At 41.3% G+C, this 22203-nt stretch carries 16 protein-coding genes and 1 tRNA gene; 11 read left to right on the top strand and 6 right to left on the bottom strand.

Going from position 1 to position 22203, the window contains the following annotated elements:
- Window positions 1–144: 144 nt before the first annotated feature.
- The gene (locus PDL71_RS18075; RefSeq protein WP_407523824.1) at window positions 145–402 is read left to right on the top strand and encodes a hypothetical protein; all 258 of its coding nucleotides are present in this window, start codon (window positions 145–147) and stop codon (window positions 400–402) included.
- A gap of 81 nt (window positions 403–483) precedes the next feature.
- Here the strand turns inward: PDL71_RS18075 and PDL71_RS18070 are convergent, their stop codons facing one another.
- Together PDL71_RS18070 and PDL71_RS18065 are read right to left on the bottom strand one after the other, a co-directional pair.
- Window positions 484–1566, bottom strand: a complete 1083-nt coding sequence (locus PDL71_RS18070; protein ID WP_407523822.1) for a mannose-1-phosphate guanylyltransferase — start codon at window positions 1564–1566, stop codon at window positions 484–486.
- 85 nt (window positions 1567–1651) lie between these two features.
- Window positions 1652–2617, bottom strand: a complete 966-nt coding sequence (locus PDL71_RS18065; RefSeq protein WP_407523820.1) for an SIS domain-containing protein — start codon at window positions 2615–2617, stop codon at window positions 1652–1654.
- A 306-nt stretch (window positions 2618–2923) separates the two neighbouring features.
- Here PDL71_RS18065 and recQ point away from each other — a divergent pair, with 306 nt between their 5' ends.
- The 10 genes from recQ to PDL71_RS18015 all read left to right on the top strand — a co-directional run bounded on the left by recQ (window position 2924) and on the right by PDL71_RS18015 (window position 16331).
- Entirely contained in the window at window positions 2924–5236 is a 2313-nt protein-coding gene (gene recQ, locus PDL71_RS18060; protein ID WP_407523818.1) for a DNA helicase RecQ, read from the top strand.
- A 134-nt stretch (window positions 5237–5370) separates the two neighbouring features.
- Window positions 5371–5443: transfer RNA gene (locus tag PDL71_RS18055), tRNA-Phe, on the top strand.
- A 287-nt stretch (window positions 5444–5730) separates the two neighbouring features.
- A complete protein-coding gene (locus PDL71_RS18050) occupies window positions 5731–6342 on the top strand; it encodes a TetR/AcrR family transcriptional regulator (RefSeq protein WP_407523816.1) in 612 nt (203 codons plus the stop codon).
- A 226-nt stretch (window positions 6343–6568) separates the two neighbouring features.
- On the top strand, window positions 6569–7930 hold the full coding sequence (locus PDL71_RS18045; RefSeq protein ID WP_407523814.1) for a TolC family protein: 1362 nt from the start codon (window positions 6569–6571) through the stop codon (window positions 7928–7930).
- Window positions 7931–7940: 10 nt separating this feature from the next.
- Complete coding sequence (locus PDL71_RS18040; protein ID WP_407523812.1) at window positions 7941–8984, top strand: efflux RND transporter periplasmic adaptor subunit; 1044 nt, start codon at window positions 7941–7943, stop codon at window positions 8982–8984.
- Between the two features lie 21 nt (window positions 8985–9005).
- Window positions 9006–12071: an efflux RND transporter permease subunit gene (locus tag PDL71_RS18035; protein ID WP_407523810.1), complete on the top strand. Its 3066-nt coding sequence runs from the start codon at window positions 9006–9008 to the stop codon at window positions 12069–12071.
- Between the two features lie 29 nt (window positions 12072–12100).
- On the top strand, window positions 12101–12331 hold the full coding sequence (locus PDL71_RS18030) for an acyl carrier protein (protein ID WP_407523808.1): 231 nt from the start codon (window positions 12101–12103) through the stop codon (window positions 12329–12331).
- Between the two features lie 353 nt (window positions 12332–12684).
- The gene (locus tag PDL71_RS18025; protein WP_407523806.1) at window positions 12685–13410 is read left to right on the top strand and encodes a hypothetical protein; all 726 of its coding nucleotides are present in this window, start codon (window positions 12685–12687) and stop codon (window positions 13408–13410) included.
- Window positions 13411–13560: 150 nt separating this feature from the next.
- Window positions 13561–15282: an amidohydrolase gene (locus PDL71_RS18020; protein ID WP_407523804.1), complete on the top strand. Its 1722-nt coding sequence runs from the start codon at window positions 13561–13563 to the stop codon at window positions 15280–15282.
- A gap of 113 nt (window positions 15283–15395) precedes the next feature.
- Complete coding sequence (locus PDL71_RS18015) at window positions 15396–16331, top strand: hypothetical protein (protein ID WP_407523802.1); 936 nt, start codon at window positions 15396–15398, stop codon at window positions 16329–16331.
- Between the two features lie 135 nt (window positions 16332–16466).
- On the opposite strand, the gene PDL71_RS18010 is transcribed toward PDL71_RS18015, so the two are convergent.
- The 4 genes from PDL71_RS18010 to PDL71_RS17995 are packed head-to-tail and all read right to left on the bottom strand — an operon-like array spanning window position 16467 to window position 22042.
- Window positions 16467–19523, bottom strand: coding sequence for a type I restriction endonuclease subunit R (locus PDL71_RS18010; RefSeq protein WP_407523800.1), 3057 nt, complete (start codon window positions 19521–19523; stop codon window positions 16467–16469).
- Between the two features lie 12 nt (window positions 19524–19535).
- Window positions 19536–20687, bottom strand: coding sequence for a restriction endonuclease subunit S (locus PDL71_RS18005; protein ID WP_407523798.1), 1152 nt, complete (start codon window positions 20685–20687; stop codon window positions 19536–19538).
- Window positions 20688–20744: 57 nt separating this feature from the next.
- Window positions 20745–21527 carry a DUF1828 domain-containing protein gene (locus tag PDL71_RS18000; protein WP_407523796.1) on the bottom strand — a complete coding sequence of 261 codons (783 nt, stop codon included), beginning with the start codon at window positions 21525–21527 and terminating at the stop codon, window positions 20745–20747.
- Window positions 21524–22042: a DUF6978 family protein gene (locus tag PDL71_RS17995; protein ID WP_407523794.1), complete on the bottom strand. Its 519-nt coding sequence runs from the start codon at window positions 22040–22042 to the stop codon at window positions 21524–21526. The genes PDL71_RS18000 and PDL71_RS17995 overlap by 4 nt, the downstream gene beginning before the upstream one ends.
- Window positions 22043–22203: the final 161 nt, after the last annotated feature.

Genomic DNA, 22203 nt, shown 5'->3' with positions numbered 1-22203 from the left:
GATGCAGCGTTCAACTATCAAACTGATTCTAATGTTATTGCTGGTAACAATGGCCGCCGCTGGCTGTGGTTCCGGAAAAGGAATCTTTGGGAAAAAGAACGACTGCGGTTGCCCCAATAAAAAAGGAATGGTTGGTTACTGAGTATGCAGAACAACAAACATCAACACAGGGATTTACTGGTGCTCCTCAACAATGAATACCGGAGTGAGCATGCATTGCAGCACGAAGTGGAATGGCTGCATACCCTTTTATTTCATGTAGAGGCAATTGATAATGTTTGTAAGGCACATGAACTTATTCATGTTAACAGGCATAAAATCATTACTGAGCCACATAAAATAAAGCGTGAAATTCTCCGCAAAGCAGATGCTCCGTTTGTATTCCTGAATAACAGGAACTGATTAAAAAACAAAACAGATTCACAGTATTTAAAATAAAAAAGCGGCTGAGGCCGCTTTTATTGTAATAGTAATCTTACAGGGTTATAAAAATTTATCACCCTTGTTACGTTTCACTTCGGCTACATAATCTTTTATTTCCTGCTCTTTATCTTTCTTGCAAATAAGTAATACATCTTTGGTATCAACGATGATAAAATCATCCAGCCCCTGCAGCAGTACTAATTTTTTATCATCTGCATGTACCACATTCTTGGTAGCATCAATCACCATTACATTTTTGCCGGCCACTGCATTACCGAAATAATCTTTCTCCATGTTTTCATAAGCGCTGTTCCAGGTGCCCAGGTCACTCCAGCCAAAGGAAGCAGGCAGTACATATACATTATCTGCTTTCTCCATAATGCCGTAGTCAATGGAAATATTGGTGCATTGCGGGTAAATACGTTCCAGTGCTTCCGCTTCCTCTTCCGTATTAAAATAGGTTTGCTCGGCTACAAATACTTCATTCATTTCCGGCAAAAACTTTTCAAATGCCTTTACAATGTTTTTTACTTTCCATACAAAAATGCCCGCATTCCATAAAAAGTCGCCGCTGGCAAGAAAGGTTTTTGCCAGTTCAAGATTGGGCTTTTCAGTAAAGGTTTTTACCTGGTAAATATTATCAGCAACCGGCATCGCTTCATGCTGAATGTAACCGTAACCCGTATTGGCATAAGTAGGCTTAATACCCAGTGTAAGTAAAGCGTTAATGCTTTTTACAAATCCAAATGCATCCAGACACACTTTGCTGAAAGCAGGTGCATCCAGGATCAAATGATCAGCAGGAGCACAAATAAGCAGGGCTTCTTTATTAATGTGTAAGATTTTATGTGATACATACGCAATACAGGGTGCTGTGTTTTTGCGGCTGGGCTCACTTAAAATATTCTGAACCGGCAGTTCAGGTAATTGTTTATGAACAATGTCTGCGTACTCCTTAGAAGTAACAATGAAAATATTTTCAACCGGAATAAATTCTTTATAGCGGTCATACGTCATTTGAATAAGCGTACGGCCTGTATGCAGTATATCCAGGAACTGTTTAGGAAAACCGGTGCGGCTCATAGGCCAGAAGCGGCTGCCGATGCCGCCCGCCATGATTGCTACATAATGATTTTTGTTCATAGACCCCTATCCCCTAAAGGGGGACAAAACTCTTTAATGTTGTTTGTTTACTCTAAGCCGATTCTCCCCTTCAGGAGGTGGGGGCTTATATCAATCCTTCCTTTATTAAATCATGCAAATGTATAACACCTGCATATTGCTTTCCGTTTGTTACCAATAATTGGGTGATATTATTGGTACGCATCAGTTCCATGGCATCAATGGCCAACGCATCCCCCTCAATTGTTTTAGGGTTGATGGTCATAATTTCAGATGCTTTGATACTGTCAATTGCTGTTGATTTTTCAAGCATACGACGCAGGTCACCATCTGTTATCACACCAAGCAGTTCATCTGTATCATTCACTACAGCTGTAACACCTAAACGCTTTTTTGAAATTTCAAGAATTACATCTTTCAGTACTGTATCTGCTTTTACTTTCGGTTGTTCATTTTGCAGGTACAAATCACTTACTCTTAAATAAAGTTTTTTACCTAAAGCACCACCGGGATGAAACTTTGCAAAATCACTGCTGCTGAAACCACGTTTTTCCATCAGTGCCACCGCTAACGCATCACCCATCACCATCTGTGCTGTTGTGCTGCTGGTGGGTGCCAGGTTATTAGGGCATGCTTCCTGGCTAACTGTTGTATTTAAAACATAAGTGCTTTGTTTGGCCAGGTAGGAATCCACATTGCCCACCATGCCGATGATGGGATTACCAAAGTTTTTAATGAGTTGTGATAATACTTTTATCTCCGGACTTTCACCGCTCTTGCTGATGATCATCACCACATCAAAATTCAATATCATCCCCAAATCTCCATGTATTGCTTCCGCTGCATGCAGGTACATGGCTGGCGTGCCGGTAGAGTTGAGCGTAGCTACAATCTTTTGTGCAATCACAGCACTTTTGCCGATACCGCTCACAATCAACCGCCCTTTGGCATTCATAATCACATCTACAATGGTATTAAACTCATCATTGAGCTGATGTGCCAACTGCTGAATAGATGCAGCCTCCAGTTGAATAGTGCGTAACGCAATTTCTTTGGGATTGATCGTTGCCATGCGCCGCAAACGTACTTGAAATAAAAGAAATCAAAAAAGAATGCTTTAATAAAAACTGATTTCAAACACATCCATACTGGTTTACCGCCGCTTGTGCAGAAATACATACAACCTTGTCCTGAAAAATAATTACCTTCTCTAACGTTTGCTGAGAGTAGTTTTTTGGCTGATTTTAACGATTCAAAGGGCATATTTCAGTACCTTCGCTGTCCTTTAAAAAAAAGCAGCTCCCTGCTTTTTGGGTCAACCTATTCAACTGCAAGCCATGAGAATCTAATTTTAACCAAAGGCGAAGGACGTTCAGTGATGAGTACAGTAAAGAAAAAAGCTCCGGCAAGCGGGGCATCCAAAAGGTCAACCAGTGTAAAAACCATAGCAGCTAAAGCTCCTGCTAAATCAAACGGCAAGGTGAAATCCTCAGGTAATACAGCAGCTTTGTATGAAGCGTTACACGAGCATTTCGGTTTTGATGCATTTAAGGGCACACAGGAACAAGCTATTCTTAACCTGCAAAGTGGCAGAGATACATTTGTAATTATGCCTACGGGTGGTGGCAAGAGTTTGTGCTACCAATTACCGGCGATGATGGCCGAAGGGGTAGCAATCATTGTAAGCCCGTTGATTGCATTAATGAAAAACCAGGTAGACCTGGTGCGTAGCTACAGCAGTAAAGATGATGTGGCGCATTTTCTCAACTCCACATTGACCAAAAAAGAAATTAAGGAGGTGCACGACGATTTAAAAAGCGGCCGCACCAAAATGTTATATGTAGCTCCTGAAACATTGACGAAAGAAGAAAACATTGAATTCTTCAGTGATTTGACTATTTCTTTTTTTGCGGTGGATGAAGCACACTGTATCAGTGAGTGGGGGCATGACTTCCGTCCGGAGTACAGAAGATTGAGGGAGATGATGGACCAGATCAGTCCGGAGGTACCAGTGATTGCTTTAACCGCAACAGCAACACCTAAAGTGCAAAGTGATATTGTAAAGAATCTTGGCCTTCGTAATCCTGAAATTTTTATTTCTTCTTTCAACAGGGGCAACCTGTACTATGAAATTCAACCCAAGATTAAGAAGGAGCAAACGGTAAAAAGCATTGTTAAGTTCATTTCTCAGAATAAAGGTAAGAGCGGCATTATTTATACGCTCAACCGTAAAACAACGGAAGAGTTGGCCGATCTGCTGATGGCTAATGGTATTAAAGCCGTAGCGTATCATGCAGGATTGGATTCTAAGTTGAGAGCAGAACGGCAAGATTTATTTTTGAATGAAGATGTGCAGGTGATAGTTGCAACTATTGCTTTCGGAATGGGTATTGATAAACCTGATATCCGTTTTGTAATTCACTTCAACATTCCTAAGAGTATTGAAAATTATTACCAGGAGACAGGTCGTGCAGGTCGTGATGGCATGGAAGGGAAATGTATTCTTTATTATTCGCATAAGGATGTAAGTAAACTGGAGCATTTAATGCGTGACAAACCATTAAGTGAGCGGGAAGTGGGTGCACAACTCATACAGGAAACAGTAGCGTTTGCTGAAAGTAGTGTTTGCCGCCGCACCATCCTGCTCCATTATTTTGGTGAAGAGTACGGAAAAGAGAATTGCGGTAACTGTGACAACTGTTTGCATCCCAAAGAAAAAATTGAAGCAAAAGACGAAGCGGTTACGGTGCTCAAAGTAGTGAAGGCATTGGATGAACGTTTTGCAACAGATTATGTACTGCCGGTACTCACCGGCCGTTTAACACCGCAGATCCAGATGTACCGTCATGATCAGCTGGCTGAATATGGAACTGGTAAAGACAAGGATCTGCATTTCTGGAATTCATTGATTCGCCAGATGTTATTAGGCGGTTTGCTCAAAAAAGATATTGAAGAATACGGATTGTTGAAGTTTACCAAAGAGGGAGAAACGTTTTTGAAAAAGCCCAAATCGTTCAAAATTGTACTCAACAACCTGTACGAAGAGGCCAATGAAGATGATGATGAGGAAGGTGGAGAAGCAGGCAGCGGTGCCGCTACGGATGAGCAGCTGTTTGAAATGCTTAAAGAGTTGCGCCAGAAAGAAGCCAAGAAGAAAGGATTGCCTCCTTTTGTGATTTTCCTGGAAAACTCTTTGCAGGATATGGCTACATTGTATCCCACCACATTGGAAGAACTGGAAAAGTGCCAGGGTGTGAGCAAGGGCAAAGCAATCCGCTACGGCAAGCCGTTTATTGAAATGATTGCCAAGTACGTGGAGGAAAACGATATTGAAAAGCCCGAAGAGTTTGTGATGAAGAGTGTGGTTAACAAAAGCGGCAATAAAGTATTTCTCATTCAGAATATCGACAAACGCATACCGCTGGAAACCATCGCCAAAAACAAAGGCTGGCGGATGGATGAAATGCTGGAAGAAATGGAAACCATTGCGGCCAGCGGTACCAAACTGAGACTGGATTATGCTATTGATGAATGGCTGGATGAATACGAACAGGAAGAGATCATGGATTATTTCAAAAGCTGCAGCACCAGCGATTTAAAAGTAGCACAGCAGGAACTGGAAGATGGTAACTATAGCTGGGAGCAGCTCAAGATCATGCGTATTAGGTTTTTAAGTGAATACGGAATGTAATTGCAGATTTTAGACGGAAGATTTCAGATTTAATACCGATTCCTCTATATTTGCTGCCCCGAAGCATAAACGGAGGCTAGGCTTCCACTTACCAACGAATGTGTTTCAGGTTTCCCGAGCAATCGGGATTAAAAGGTGCGGTAGCTCAGTCGGTAGAGCAAAGGACTGAAAATCCTTGTGTCGCCGGTTCGATCCCGGCCCACACCACAAATCAGAAAAAGCCTGGTACTCTCATATAGTATCAGGCTTTTTTTATGTCCTCTCACTTCACAGTGTCCTGAAAAGTCAGAGGGTGTACGATTTATACTTTGGTACAATTCTCATCTCACACACTCTGTATATACCATCTGCCCCTTTGATTCGCTTTTGCCAGACCTTTAAAAGCAATTGAAATAATGTCTTGCTAAAGAAGTTTCTGAACAAAAGAAGAAAAATTAAAAAATATTTGGAAAAATGAACAGTGTTCATTTTCTTTGTGCTCTAATTATTCAAGCATGACAATTGCTGCAAGAAAGCAAAGGGAAAAAGAAGAGATGCGCCGGCTCATACTGGATGCCGCCAAAAGCATCTTCCTGGAGAAGGGCTTTCACAGCACCAGCTTGCGGAACATTGCTGAAAAAATTCAATACAGTCCGGGCACCATTTACCTCTATTTTAAAGACAAAGACGAACTCTTTCACGCCTTGCATGAGGAGGGATTTGCCAAAATGCTGCAAATGATGGCTCCTTTACAGCATGTTCAGGATCCCATGCAGCGTTTAATCGCTATGGGCAGGGTTTACATGAGTTTCGCTTGGGAAAACAAAGATCTTTATGATCTGATGTTTATTATGGAAGCCCCCATTAATGCCGAAAAGGATTTTGCAAAATGGCGAATGGGCAACCAAACCCTTGACCAATTGAAGCAGATTTTAAGAGAATGCCAGCAGGCAGGTCATTTTAAAGATATGGACCCGGAATACCTATCGTTTATGATATGGTCGGCGCTGCATGGTATGTGCGCTCTATATTGCAGAGGCAGATGTCATGCTTATGAACACTCAACTGAGCAGGATTTACTTAAACACGGCATGGATTATTTCATCAGCATTATCCGGAAAAGCTGAGGAATTTTTTTTGTCCTAATACTGAACATTGTTCACTTTATAACAACTGTTTATTATGAAATGGTTATCAAAAAATAAAATACAAATAAGCCTCAAAAAAGGGCCTTTTTTTTCACATCAACATGTGGTGAAAACGGCCGTTTTCAAAACGCAATTTGCAGGGGTAAACCTTATACATCATCAATTCTTACAACCCCGCCTCACATTTCAATCAATCACTATTTATATGAAAGCATTTGTACAAACAGTTCTTGTTGGACTGTTACTGCTTGTGGTTTCCCATGTACAGGCCCAAACCGTTTTGGACCAATACATTCAGGAAGCCTATCAATCCAACCTGGTGCTCAAAGAAAAAAAGACAGGGCTGGATAAAAGCCTGCTGGCAATTAAAGAAGCCCGCAGTTTGTTTTTGCCCACCACCTGGTTTGAAGCACAATACACACTGGCGCAGGGAGGACGCAGCATTGACATTCCCATAGGTGATTTACTCAATCCGGTGTACAATACATTGAACCGGTTAACAAACAGCAACAGCTTTCCTAATGTGAGTAATGTAAAAGAACAGTTTCTGCCCAATAACTTTTATGATGTACGTATTAAAACCACCATGCCCATTCTCAATCCTGATATCAAAATCAATCAGCAGATTAAAACACAGGAAGTACAGTTAAAGGAAAATGAAATACTCATTTACAAAAGAGAACTGGCTAAAGAAATAAAACTGGCTTACTACAATATACTCATGACTGCAAAAGCCATTACCATTCTTGAAAGTGCATTGAGTGTGGTGCAACAAAACCTACGGTTGAACCAATCATTGTTGGCTAATGGAAAAGGATTGCCTGCTTACGTAGCAAGAGCTGAGAGTGAAGTGAGCAATGTAGAAAATCAATTGCTCAATGCAAAGAACAATGAGCAGAATGCCACCGCTTATTTTAATTTTTTACTCAACCGCAATTTAACAGAGGCTATTATAAAAGAAGAAGACGGTATGAAAGACTTGAATCTTCAAACAATGCTTGCAGGAGAAGATGATGTACAAAAACGGGAGGAATTAAAAAGTTTGGGTATAGCTACAGGCATCAGCAACAGTGTTTTAAAAATGAATCAATCCTTTCGCAAACCAAGGCTCAATGCCTTTCTGGATTTAGCTTCACAGGGTTTTGATTTTAAAGTGGACCGTCGTTCTTTCTTTTATCTCGGTGGTGTGCAATTGCAAATTCCGATTTATACCGGCAAACGCAATCTGTACAAAGCAGAACAAACAGGGTTTGATCTGCAACGCATCCGTTTTCAAACAGAGCAAACCAAACAGCAACTGCAATTGGCTTTATTTACCTCACGCAACAATGTAAAGAATGCTTACAACAGTTACCGGGCAAGTGTAAATCAGGAACAAGCGGCTGCACAATATTTCAAATTGATTGACCGTGGCTATAAAGAAGGCGTGAACAGTTTTATTGAATTCCTTGATGCACGCAATCAACACACCAATGCACAACTCCAACTCTCCATCAACCATTATAAATTTTTAGCCGGCCTTGCTGAGTATGAACGCCAGGCTGCCACTTATTCCATCAACCAATAAAATCATTTATATGAAACAAGTTATTTATACATCAGCACTCGCTCTCTTTCTAATGGCCTGCGGTACCAATGCAACAGAGAAAAAAAGTACCACAACAAGCAATACGATTCCGGTGCGTATTGCTGCCGTCAATACTGACTCATCTTTTAATGCCATTCAGGCCACCGGACTCATCACTACTGAAAATGAAGCACGTCTTTCCTTTAAAATCGGAGGTGTTATTGAACAGGTGTATGTAGAAGAAGGACAGCAGGTAAAACAGGGACAGCTCTTAGCATCCCTCAACACCACAGAAATTGCTGCACAGGTACAGCAGGTGCAACTCTCGGTAGAAAAAGCACAACGTGATTACCAGCGGGCAAGCAATTTATATAAAGACAGTGTAGTAACGCTGGAGCAATTTCAAAACAGTAAAACAGGTTTAGATATCGCCAAACAAAATCTGCAACAGGCAGCTTTTAACCTTCGCTATGCAAAAATTTATGCAAGTGCCAACGGCTTTGTGGTAAAGAAGGTATTGAATGCAGGTGAAGTAGCCTCCCCCGGCTCGCCTGTGGTAGTAGTAAGTGAAACAGGTAAGCAAAGTAAGTGGGTGTTACGGGCAGGTGTAGCCGATGTAGAATGGTCGGCCCTTAAAGAAGGAGATAAAGCAAGTGTAACAGTGGATGCTTATCCCGGCAAACAGTTCAGCGCTGTAGTGAGTAAAAAATCACTGGCGGCTGATGCAGCCAGCGGTTCCTTCCAGGTAGAATTACAAATTGATTTTGGTGGATTGCAACCTGCAGTAGGTTTATTTGGCAAAGCCATCATTACACCTTCTGTTATTACCAATGGTTTCAGTATTCCTTATGAAGCATTGCTGGAAGCCAATGGCAAAAAAGGATTTGTATTTGTAACCAATGATCAAAAGAAAGTAGAACGAGTGGAAGTAACCATTGCATCTATTGAAACCAATCGTGTATTTATTGCAGATGGGTTGAAAGGCTATGCCTTTGTAGTAATAAGCGGCAGTCCTTATCTCACCAATGGTGCTGCCATCAACGTCATCAAATAATCATCATCCAAAAATATTCACATGAAACTTACTTCCTTTTTTGTAAAGAATTACCAGTTTACGCTGGTAGCTTTTGTGATGGTGATTGTAGTGAGTGTAACTACAATGTTTAACATGCCCCGTGCAGAAGACCCTGAGATCAATCCGCCACAGTTTCCCATTGTTGTAATTTATCCCGGTACCAGTCCCAAGGATATGGAAGAACTGGTAGTAAAGCCGATTGAAAAACGGGTGAGCGAACTGGAGAACATCAAAAAAGTAAATACCAATATCAATGATGGAGTTGCGGTGATAGTGGTGGAATACAAATACAACAGTGATGTAAATGCCAAGCACCAGGAACTGATACGTGAAGTGAATTCCATTCGTACGGAGTTACCGCAGGACATTTACAGCATTGAAGTAAAAAAAGTAACGCCTACGGATGTAAACGTAGTGCAGGTAGCGCTGGTATCAGAAAACGCATCCGATGAAAAGATGAAGTACTATGCAGATGCGCTGAAAGAAGAACTGGAAAAAATCAAAAGTTTAAAGAAGGTAGATGTGCAGGGTGTGCGTGAGCAGCAGGTACGCATCGACTTACAATTAGATAAACTGGCGCAATTGAAAATTCCGTTGAATGCCGTATTGGGAAGCATTCAAAGTGAAGCCGCCAATATTCCCGCAGGAAGTGTGCGTGCAGGAAGTAAAACCTTTAATGTAAAAACAAGCGGCAAGTACAAAAGCCTGGATGAAATTCAAAATACGGTGGTGTTTGCAGCAGGCGGAAAAACAGTTGTGCTGAAAGATGTGGCGACAGTTTCGTTTCAATATGAAGAGCAGAAACATATTGTGAGACTTAATGGCCATCGTTCAGTATTAGTATTAGCCGCACAAAAGAGCGGCGAGAATATTGCCAAAACACAGGAAGCTTATTTACCGGTGATTGAAAAGTTCTCCAAAACATTGCCTTCTAATATTGAATTAATCAAATCATTTGACCAGGCAGATAATGTAGGCAGACGCTTAAGTGGCCTGGGTATTGATTTTTTAATCGCCATTGGTTTGGTGATGATTACACTCATACCACTGGGATGGCGTGCAGCAGTAATTGTAATGGTGGCCATACCGCTTTCATTAGGCTTGGGAATTGTATCATTAGATTTCATGGGTTTTTCACTCAACCAGTTAAGTATTGTGGGCTTGGTGGTAGCATTGGGATTATTAGTGGATGACAGTATTGTAGTAGTTGAAAATATTGAGCGATGGCTGCGTGAAGGACACAGTAAAAAGTTTGCAGCAGTAGAAGCCACCAAGCAAATTACATTGGCTGTACTGGGTACCACTGCTACATTGGCCATTGCCTTTATGCCATTGGCTTTATTACCTGAAGCATCGGGTGAGTTTATCCGTTCTTTACCATTGGCAGTAATTGCATCAGTAACTGCATCACTGCTGGTCTCATTAACCATTATACCTTTTCTCGCCAGTCGTGTATTAAAAACACATGAAAATCCTGAAGGCAATATCTTTTTACGTGGATTGAAAAAAATCATCAGCGGCAGTTACACCAAACTGTTGGAATATTCACTCAGGCATCCGGTGATTACATTGGTTACAGCGTTTGCCCTTTTTGGTGCTTCTTTGTTTGTATTCAAGATAATCGGCTTTCGTTTATTTCCCACCTCTGAAAAACCACAGTTCCTCGTAAACATCAACATGCCACTGCAAAGCAACCTCGAAGCATCCAACAAGATGGCTTTGTATGTAGAGAAAGAATTACTCAAAAATCCATCGGTAGAATATGTAACTACGAATGTGGGCAAGGGCAATCCTCGTATTTATTACAATGAAATTCCGACCAATGAAAAAAGCGATTATGCACAGTTATATGTACAACTGAAAAAAGAAGTGAACCCTGTGCGCAAGAAAAAAATCATTGATAATTTCAGGGAACTGTTTTTAAAAATACCCGGCGCCAAGATTGAAGTAAAAGATTTTGAACAGGGCCCGCCGGTAGAAGCACCGATAGCCATCAGAGTAAGCGGTGATAATCTTGATACACTTCGTAAACTGGCGGTGCAGGTAGAAACTGTTTTAAAAAGTATTCCCGGTACCATTTATATCAACAATGATGTGGATGTATTGAAGAGTGATTTGAAAGTAAAGATTCATACCGAAAAAGCAAGAACGCTGGGTATCCAAACAGCCGATATTGACCGCACCATTCGCTTAGCCATTGCCGGTGTAGAGCTGGCCAAATACACTGATGATAAAGGTGATGATTACAATATTGTGGTGAACACACCCAAAGAAGAATTTGCAACGCTGCAAACTTTTGACCGGCTCTTCATCAATAATGCAGTAGGTACTCCTGTGCCTTTGAGCCAGGTGGCATCACTGGAATTTGAAACATCACCCAGTGTGATCAAACACTTGGATAAAAAACGTTTTGTGGTGATCACTGCGTTTACCGATAAAGGGGTGCTTGCACAAAACATCAACAAAGCCTTTGAAGATAAAATGAAAAGCATGGCATTTCCTGCAGGTTATCAATTTCAAATAGCAGGTGAAGCAGAGAATGAGCAGGAAGCATTTGGTGGCGGTTTTATGACGGTGGTGATTGCAACTGTATTTCTGTTCATCATGGTTTTGATTCTTGAATTCAAAACCTTCAAGAGTACATTGATAGTACTGAGTGTGATACCACTCGGCATCATTGGCGGTGTACTCATGCTTTGGTTTACGGGTTACCCCATGAGCTTTGTGGCCATCATCGGTTTTATCGGGTTGGCAGGAGTGGAAGTAAAGAACTCCATCTTACTGGTTGATTTTACCAATCAGTTAAGAGAAAATGGCAAAGGATTGGATGAAGCTATCCGTGAAGCAGGTGAGTTGCGCTTTTTGCCGATTGTATTAACCAGCTTAACAGCCATTGGCGGTTTAATACCCATTGCACTCAACAGCAATCCATTGGTATCACCATTGGCACTGGTATTAATCGGCGGCTTAATCTCTTCAACTATTCTCTCCCGCATCGTAACACCGGTGGTGTATAAACTCATACCGCCTCGTGTGGAAGTAAAAGAACAGGGAGATATTGCTTAACAGATTTGAAAACTATAAAACAATAAACCATGAACCTTTCTTATCATCAACTCACACAAACCATTAACCGGCTGCTCAAACTGCAGCCGGGCATGGTAACCACAGACACGAATTTAAAAGACGAACTGGGTCTTACCGATTGGGAACTGACTTTGTTGGTTAATCAACTGGAGCGGAAGTATCATATAGAATTTCAGGAGCAGGAAGTACAAAAGTTGCAAACAGTAGAGGCCCTGGTACGAACCATGAAATTTAGTTGAGGCAATTGCTGCCTGTACTTTTTGTTTTGTATGAAGGTCCTGCTTTATGCACGGAATAATGTGGCTGTTCTTTGTTTTGTAAACGGAGAATCAAAAATTCCGGGCAGATGAAAAATGATGAAACAAAAAATATTCAGTTGTAAAGAGACTGCTGCACCATTCCTCCTTGTGGGTTATTAACTCAACAGGCACAGAACCCGTCTTCGCTACAGTACGGGTAACGATTTTTTCATAAGATCTGCCGCACAAATTCTTTGCTTTCTTGCCGGGATTGTGTACATTAACACTTCCTTCCATTTGAAAACGGCTGAGTCCTACCTTTTCAATCTTTCACTCTTTAAACCAAAAAATGTATGAAGCTATTTCAATGGAGCTGCACCCACTTGCTTGCAGCAGGTCTTTTCTTTTTGAGTTCCTGTGGTGGTGATGGTGAAAAAAAAGCTGAAACTGATACAACTGCCGCTGAAACACCACCGGCACCGGTAAGCACCATCGACACTACCTCTCACAACATGGTAACGATTATGCACAAAGTAGCTGATTTCAACAAATGGATGCAGGCCTATGAGGCACATGACTCTGTAAGATTAGCCAGCGGTCTGCACAATTATGTAATCGGCCGTGGACTCATGGATACCAATATGGTGCTCATCGGATTGCGGGCCGATGATTTTGCAAAAGCCAAAGCCTTTTCGCAAAGTCCCGGCTTAAAGGAAACCATGAAAAAAGCAGGAGTAACCGGTGCACCTGAAGTTCAATATACTGTAGTTACCTGGCAGGATACTGCCAATGTAGGAAGTATACCCCGAGTGATGACGATGTTTACCGTAAAAGACAAAGAGGTATGGCGTGCTTCGTTTGAAGGAGGAGCACCGGACCGTAAAGCCAATGATATTATGATTCGAAACATTGGTCATGATGCAGATAATCCTAATGGTATCCGTCTCGTGAGCGCCTTGGGTGATACCGCTAAAGCCATGGCCTATTATAATTCTGATGCCATGAAGAAACGTTTTGCCGAAGGTGGTGTTATTGGTCAGCCCAAGCGTTTCTTCTTTACGATTGTAAAGCGGTATTAAAAATTGATTTCATTTTTCATCAACCCCTTTTGTAAAAGCAGAAGGGGTTTTTTGTGTGGTTAGGTGCTTAAGCACTTGTTGCTGCTATCACTGACAAGAACAGCAGACGTAAAAAAAACAGTATCTTAAACGCTCAAAATTTTTCTGCTTATGGTTCGCATGGTGTTGCTGTTGAGTACAGCGCTTTTTATGTTGCTGTCTTTTCTGCCTTCAAAAAAAATGGCTCCCGCTGCTGATCTCATTCTCTTCAACGGGCGCATCTACACCGGCAATAAGGAAGCGCCTTTTGCGGAGGCCATGGCCATCCAACAAAACAAAATCATTTTCACCGGTAGTTCTGCTGCTGTGCTAAAAATGAAAACTGTTGCTACCAAACAAATTGATTTGAAAGGCAAATTGGTAGTACCCGGCTTTAACGATGCCCACATCCATTTTCTCAGCGGATCACTGGCCATGCAAACTGCCGATCTCAACGCCTGCAAAACACCCGAAGAAGCAGTGAACACTGTGCTCGCATTTGCAAACAAACATCCGGAGGCATCCTGGGTTACCGGCAGTGGGTGGCAGTACACCGCCTTTCCCGGTGGTAAACCTACCAGGCAGTTGCTCGACGCCGTTATTAAAGATCGCCCTGTGTACATCCGTGCGTATGACGGGCATAGTGCATGGGTCAATTCCAAAGCACTGGAACTGGCAGGCATTACCAGGGAAACGGCATTCACCGGTTTTGGTTCTATTGTAAAAGATGCCGATGGTGAACCCACCGGTATGCTCAGTGAAAGTGCGATGCAATTAGTGAGCAAATTTTTACCGCCGGTAACAAGAGAAGAAAAACTAAAAGCCATTGAAGAAGGCATGCGTTATGCTGCCTCACTTGGCATCACCAGTGTACAAAATGCAAACGGCAGCATTGAAGAACTGGAACTGTATGATGAATTGCTCCGAAAGGGCAAACTCACTTTGCGTTATGCCGCCGCCTTCAGTACAGGTACTAAAACCAATGATGCTGATATCAACACCTTTACTGCATTGAAAAATAAATACGCCGGCAATATCCTGCTGCGTGCCGATGCAGTGAAGTTTATGCTGGATGGTGTGATTGAATCACATACCGCCGTAATGATGGAACCTTACAGTGATGCCGGTGTGAATGGCAAAACTGCCAATGGCGAATTCGCCTGGCCTCTTCCGTTATACCGCAAGCTCACCGCTGCTTTTGATAAAGCAGGCTTTCGGATGTACACCCATGCTATTGGTGATCGTTCCGTACATGAAGCGCTCAATGCCTATGAACGGGCACAGCAGCAAAACAAAAGCACCGGCAGCCGTCATCGGATTGAACATATTGAACAATGCAAACCGGCTGATGTAACACGTTTTCAACAATTCCATGTACTACCATCCATGCAACCCATCCATGCCGATCCTGCTACCGTGGCCGTATGGGTGCAGGCGGTGGGGGAGCAACGTTTACCGTTTTCATTTGGCTGGCAATCTATGCTGCAGCAAAAAGCCACATTGGTATTTGGCAGCGATTGGCCCGCCTGTATTGATCTCAATCCCCTGCATGGTTTGCACATTGCTGTAAACCGGCAAACACCTGATGGCTATCCGGCAGGCGGCTGGATACCGCAACAACGCATTTCTTTACAGGAAGCATTGGATGCATACACTTATGGCGGTGCTTATTCTTCCTTTGAAGAAAAGATAAAGGGCAAACTCCTGCCGGGTTATTTGGCTGATTTTGCAGTACTGTCGCAAAACATTTTTGAAACAGACCCCGCCCGTATTGCTGCTACGAAAGTGTTATTAACGGTGATGAATGGGAGAGTGGTGTATGAAGCAGCGGGTGGAAACCTAAATACAAAATAACATAGCCGTACATAGGTTGAAATATATAGGAGTAATGTTGATTGGAGATTCCAATGCTTGTGTGCGCTGCAGGGCTACCGAACATTTCGTTAAGGCGGGTGTTAAGCCAGATAATGACTGCGGTAAGCAAATGGTTTTCACTCTTGTTAACAGACAGAGCCAAAAAGAGGATCGAAAGCCTCATTATTTATACAGCCATACTTGGCTTTCTGTTACATCTGTTGCTCATAGCACTGGTGCATTTTAATGTATTACAGTCGGGAGTAGAAAAAGGATTGCTCCAAAACCCAATTGCCGCCATTTATACTCCCTTTTCTTTTATCATCGTCTATGAAGTGTACCTGCTCATTTACTATTTACCCCGTTCTACGACTATTTATATCGGCAAGCAGTATGAAATTATTACCTTAATCATCATCCGGCGTTTGTTTAAAGATTTATCGCATCTTGAGTTTACTGAAAACTGGATATCTGTTCCCTATGATCTGCAGTTTACGGTTGATCTTATTGCCACCTTGCTGCTCTTTTTTCTCATCTTACTTTTTTACCGGCTCAATAGAAACCAGTTGCGTTTACAACAGCCTTCGCCCATGCCTGCACCACAGCTGGCAAGATTTATTAAACTTAAAAAAACAGTCTCTGCACTTTTATTGCCTGTTTTTTTTACACTGGCCGTTTACAGTTTGCTGCACTGGATTTCAGTAAGTCTGTTTTCTATTGACCGTTTACTGTACACCATGAAAAATGTAAACCAGGTTTTTTTCGACGACTTTTTTACGGTTTTAATACTGGTGGATGTATTGTTGCTGCTGTTTTCTTTTTTTCATACGGATTCGTTTTATAAAATCATTCGTAACTCCGGCTTTATCATTTCTACCATATTAATCAAGCTGTCTTTTGCGGCCGAAGGCATCCTGAATGTACTGCTGATACTTGTGGCTGTTTTATTTGGTGTTATTCTCTTGTGGATTCATAACCGGTATGAACGGATGTATCAGGAAACAGAGTTCACTCCGCCACAAAATGAGGAAGTGATTAAAGAGGGATGATACAATCTATCACGGATGAAATCAATGGGATTATTGCATTGTAAATTCATAAAAAGTGAGAGAAGTGATTTTTAAAGACCGCTTTTTCCAGGTACTATCAAAAGTCAGGTAAAGAAAAAAGTATAATCATTTTCATTACGCCACTTCCTCCACACCCCACCATTCCCTGTACCTTGCTTCTGCCTGCTCCATAATATCATCTAAAATTTCTTTCAGTTCTGCGGTTACACCTTTCTTGTGCAATACTTTTCGAACGGAGAGCATGATCTGTGCACGTGCATCAGGCTTTTTGAACCAATCGATCTGCAAATTCTTTTTTATGGAAGCAGTTATATCTTTTACAATTTCTTTAATGAGTTCAAAATCAGTCACGGCTGTTTTGTGCTTGGCGAGTATTTCATAAAACGCCTCTTCTTCATCTGTTAAGCCCAGCTGACGTCGGCGCACATCTTCTTCCTGCATATCCCTTGCCACTTCACGCAACTTTTCCAATGCAATTAAAGAATCAAAAAAGTGATTGTGATAATCATTGATGATGCGCTCCACTTCTTCTTTGAGCTTGCGGTACTTGATTAAGTTTTTAGTGTGACGTACTTTGATTTCATCATTCAATATCTGCCGTATCAATTCCAGTTTTAGTTCCGTGCCGCTTTTCTTTTCCTTAGCGGTAGCAAGGAAATCATCATTGATGATGGAAATATCAAAACGTTCAATTCCTGCCATTTCAAACACATCTACTACGGCTTCGCTTTCAATGCTGCGGTGAATGAGTTCTTTCACCTGTTGTTCTTTCTGGCGGATATTGGTGGTGGGGAATTTTACTTTCCTTACGGCTGTGCCTAACTGTTGCAGAAATACAATATCCGTAGCAATGGTTCTCACCTCCGCATGATTCTTTACCACGGTAGCCAAACCCGTCATCCGCTTTTCAGCCAGCAGAAAATCTTTGCTCCGCTCTTCTTCTGCCACCACATAGTTCACCGCTTCTTTCATGCGTTTGAGTTTATCGCCGGTGGTAAGCGAAGCCCAGTCTTTATAAAAATCTGCAGCAGGTAACAGGGTTTTCAATAAATCAATTTCATCTTTAATCATGGCAAAGGCTTCTTCAATATCAATGGTAACCTGTCCTTTACCGCCACTGCCTGTATATTTCTTAGTAGCATCTCTCAGCTTATCACCAATGCCGATATAATCTACAATCAAACCACTGGGTTTATCACGGAACACAGTAGCCACACGGTTGATGGCCTGTATCAAATTATGACCGCTCATGATCTTATCTACATACAAGGTATGCATGGGCGGATTGTCAAAACCTGTAAGCCACATATCCCGTACAATCACCAGCTTCAACGGATCATCAGGATCTTTGAACCGTGCCTTCACTGCTTCCATCTGTTCTTTTGTGCGTATGTGCGGGCTCCAGTCTTTGGGGTCTTTGGCAATATTGCTGGTCATGATCACCGCTACTTCGGGGCAACCTTCCAATGCCGTAAGTGCATTGTACATTTTTACACAGTTGCGGCGGCTCATACAAACGATCATGGCTTTACCATTGAGATCCGTATTCCGTTTGGTGTAGTGTTGTAAAATATCACCGGCCACAGCAGCTACCCGTTCAGCTGCACCGGCTGCATCTTCAGCAGCGGCCCATAAAATTTTGTTGCGCTCATTATCGGTTAACCCTCCTGTAATCTCTTCTGCTTCTTCTTCAATAGCTTCATTACCTAAATGAAGTTTTGCAAGCCTTGGTTCGTAATAAATAGGAACAACGGCTTTATCTTCTGTTGCCTGTTTAATATCATACACATGCAGGATGTCGCCAAACACACCTACCGTATCGGCATCTTTGCTATCTACCGGTGTACCCGTAAAACCTACAAAAGAAGCATTGGGTAAGGCATTGCGGAGATTGGCCGCAAAACCTTTGATGAGTCCGTATTGTGTGCGGTGACATTCATCGGCAATCACAATAATATTTTCCCGGTTACTTAATACCGGATGTTCGACCTCCCCCTGACCCCCTCCAAAAGAGGGGGAAAGAAGACGAAATTTTTCAATGGTACTGAAGATCACGCCACCACCATCACCGCTGATGAGGTTGCGGAGTTCTTCAGTTGTTTGTGCCAGTTGAACATCGCCCAGCAAATCTTTAGCGCCTACAAAATCTTCATAAAGTTGTTTGTTCAAATCAAAGCGATCTACCTGTACAATGATGGTGGGATTTTTTAATTCTTTCATCTGCCGCAGGATGGCGGTATAAATAGCCATGGTAATGCTCTTACCGCTGCGGGTGGTGTGCCAGATCACACCAATGCGTCCATCACCCACCGGACGAATGGCTTTTAAGGTATTGGCCAATGCAAACTGGATACCGAAGAACTGGTGATACTTAGCGCCCTTCTTTACCAGTTGCCCTTTTTCCGGTTCATGAAAAATATAGAAGCGGATGTATTGCAGCAAACGCTCCGGTGTGAGTAAACCTTTAATGAGTGTTTCCAGTGCAAAATCATTTTCCACGATGTTAATACCATCCACACTCTTCCACGCCGCATACCATTCTTTGCCGCTGCTGTACATACCGTGCAACGTTGTATCGCCATCACTGATGACGGTGATACAGTTGGTTTCAAATACCTGCGGAATATCTTCTGTGTAATGCTGTACCTGGTTAAAAGCGCTGTCCACTGTTGCTTCAGGATCAAACCAGTTTTTAAATTCAAACAATACAATGGGCAGACCGTTGATGAAAATAAGCAGATCAGGACGGCGGTTGTTACGGCCCTCAATGCTGAACTGGTTCACTGCCCAGAATTCGTTGTTGGAAGGTGTATCAAAATCAACGGCATAGAAATGCTCAAAACATTCTCTCTCCCCTCCTTTGGAGGGGTCGGGGGAGGTCTCTTTCCAGTTTTTGCTGATGCCCTTGCTGAGTTTGAGCTGAAAGCTGTGGTTGCGGTGATGCAGATCCGTACCGGACTGGTAGAGAAATTCCTGTTGTACTTCTGCCAGAACTTTGGCGGGTACATGACGGTAGCGGTTTTGTAAATATGCAGCAAAGCGATGTTCCAGCACGGCCTTTTTAAGGTTACGATGGATGTTGGGGCCATACTGGTATTGGAAGCGTTTGTCTTCCAGTAACCATTCGATGGCGGCGGTTTCGATGTCACTTTCTGCAAGGTATTTACTCATTGCTTGTATTCATTAGCTGACCAATTCGTTTTCTGCTGCACTCACTTCTATTTCACCGGACATGAGTTTGGGGAGAAGTGAATCTCTGATTTGACTCAATGTCTTTATTTCTTCTTGATTTGTTTTGATTCTTTTAAATAGAGCAACTACAGATGAAGAAAAGTTATTTGTTATTTCAATATCCGGAACTAAGATATTTATTCCTTTAATAGTTTGTGAGTTCACAGCGGTTGCTATAGATGATGTGTTTCCAAGTGAATCGTATTCAAAGTTTTTTAGAAAAAGGAAAATATACTCCGGAGTTAAGTAGGTTGATTTTTTGGGTATAAAATGAGCAATTGCTTCGTTTGATAACATCTTTTCAGTTGTAATTGCAACTCTTCCAACAGTAAGTTTAAAACTAAGTACAACAGTATTATCAGGAATAACAGGAACATTGAATTTTTTAACTGCCTCTTTCGTTAAATATTCTGATGTATCAAATATGTATGTACCTGAATTACCCATATCCTTTATTGAAATCCATTTGACATCTTCGTGATTGTTGCTAAACCATTCCCTTTGAACTCTGGGTGGTGTTCTTCCGATTGAAATGTCAAAAAGCGATTCCACTTTCTCATATCTCCATCCATCTGGCAAATTGTCCGGGTCAATATCATCTACAAAGTATTTTTTAAAGAGTGTTTGGGCCATGGCTTCCAGTGTGGCATTGGTGCGGCGGTTGAGTTCTATTTTGTCGTCGAGGGAGGATAGGATGGCGGCGATGCGGGTTTGAGTGGGGAGGTCTGAGGGAATAAAAACATCCATTTCGTGTAAATGATTTCTATTCAAACCCGGCACACTTGTCTTGTCATTCTGCGTGCTAAAGCCAAGTGTTTTTATAAAGTAATAAATAAACTTTGGATCATTACCTTTAAAATCTTTTACATACAATGTTGTATTATGAGGCCAGTAATCTACCTCTGTGTAAAAAAGTTCACCCAACGTTCCGTATCGACCTGTAATAACACCCGGTCCTTTAGCTTTTGCTTGGTCATGAAATCCAGACAAACCAGAGGAAGAATAAATTGGTATATTACCCCTTCGACGATCTTGTTGCGGAAGATCATAACCACGCTTTAACTCAATCACTTCGCCGAGTTTATATTTTTTGAATTGGGGCATTTAAAAAGGTTAAGGAAAAGCCCCTTTTAGCGGGGCTTATTAACATTAATATTTTTATTACTCTTGTAAAAGCTTTAAACTGTTTACTTCTTCTCTTCGTTTCCAATATAAAACATTAGATCCTCTGCTTTGTAATGCTTCTATCAAATCCTGCTTAGGTTCTTTGTTTTCATCGTTAACAACAGCTAAACCCATGACCTCTTTTCCGATGAGTTTAGTTCTGGTTTGTCGTATATCGTCCCAACTGAACAAGAAGTTTACCAAATTGTTTTTATTAAGTGTATTAAAGGTTTTAATAACAATTTCTTTTTTTCTATATGCAATTTGAAAATCAAATGTAAACTCAAGTCCTGTGCTGCCTTTTGAAATAAAATGTGGAGTGTAAATAAGATTATGTTTTTCGAGATACTCTTTTACGTCTTCTTTAAAAACAGAAGCGACTGTTGGTTTTGAAAGAACATACAAATCATTTATTTCACTTATAGCATTCAGCAGATTTAACTTTTTTTGAGCAAAATCTTTTTCGTTTGCTTCAACTGCAAGGTCTTCACCTGATAGGTGAATTCCATAGGTTAATAAAATAGATTCAAGCAAATCATTTCTTTTCCCTATTCTATTAAATTCAACTCCATATAGACTTAAATTTCTGAGTGTTTGGCCATCATCAGACAATTCAATTTTTCCATTTGAGTTTTTTGCAAAGAGTTCCACCGCATCATTATGCATATCAAGGTATGGCGTAGAAATAGCAATCCACTCTGTACCGGTATTCTCCTGCACTACTGTCCTGCTTTTAATAAACTCATGGTATTGAGTTAATAATGGTTGTATCCAGCTCATAATAATGTTCTGCTAATATTCAGATTTGTACTCAAGTTAATAATTCTTGCGAAAGCTTCTATCGCTTTACACGCATCTTCCTGAGTAATTATTTCGGAAACGCTAAATTGTTGAACATTCAATGGTCTTGCCCAAGCTAAGGGTTTGTATCCATCTACAAAAATATGAATATGCGGCGTGCTATATTCAAAGCGATGTCCAACATACGGAATTAAGTCAACAGGTAAGCCTGGTTTAACTTTTCCAGGATTTTCATGAATACCATTAAAATCAACTCTGATTAATCCTGTATACGATTGATTTTCTTGGAGGTGTAATGAAAGTTTCAAAAGATTTTTTGAACTCTGATCAATACTCCATAGAAAAATCCATTCATCATCCTGTTCACTTTTTAAAATAATTCTTTGTCTTATAGGCGCTGCCCCATTAATTCCATAATCAGTTAGATAAGTACTATTCTCAAATACTTTTTTATCTAAACTTAATAGATAAGTAACTTGTGTTGATGTTAGCATAAAATTTATGACTATATGGATTAAATTATCATTCCAATACTTTTCAAATTCTCTTTAATCTGCTCTTCCAACCTTGCGCCTTCTTCAAATTGCTCTTTTAACTGCTATTTTAAGTGTTTCATTTTCTCTTAAAAAAATATATTTTCTTAAAACTGCAAATA

The sequence above is a fragment of the Lacibacter sp. MH-610 genome (genome assembly GCF_045780045.1).
Classification (GTDB): Bacteria; Bacteroidota; Bacteroidia; order Chitinophagales; family Chitinophagaceae; genus Lacibacter.
This window is presented reverse-complemented; position numbering and strand designations above follow the sequence as displayed.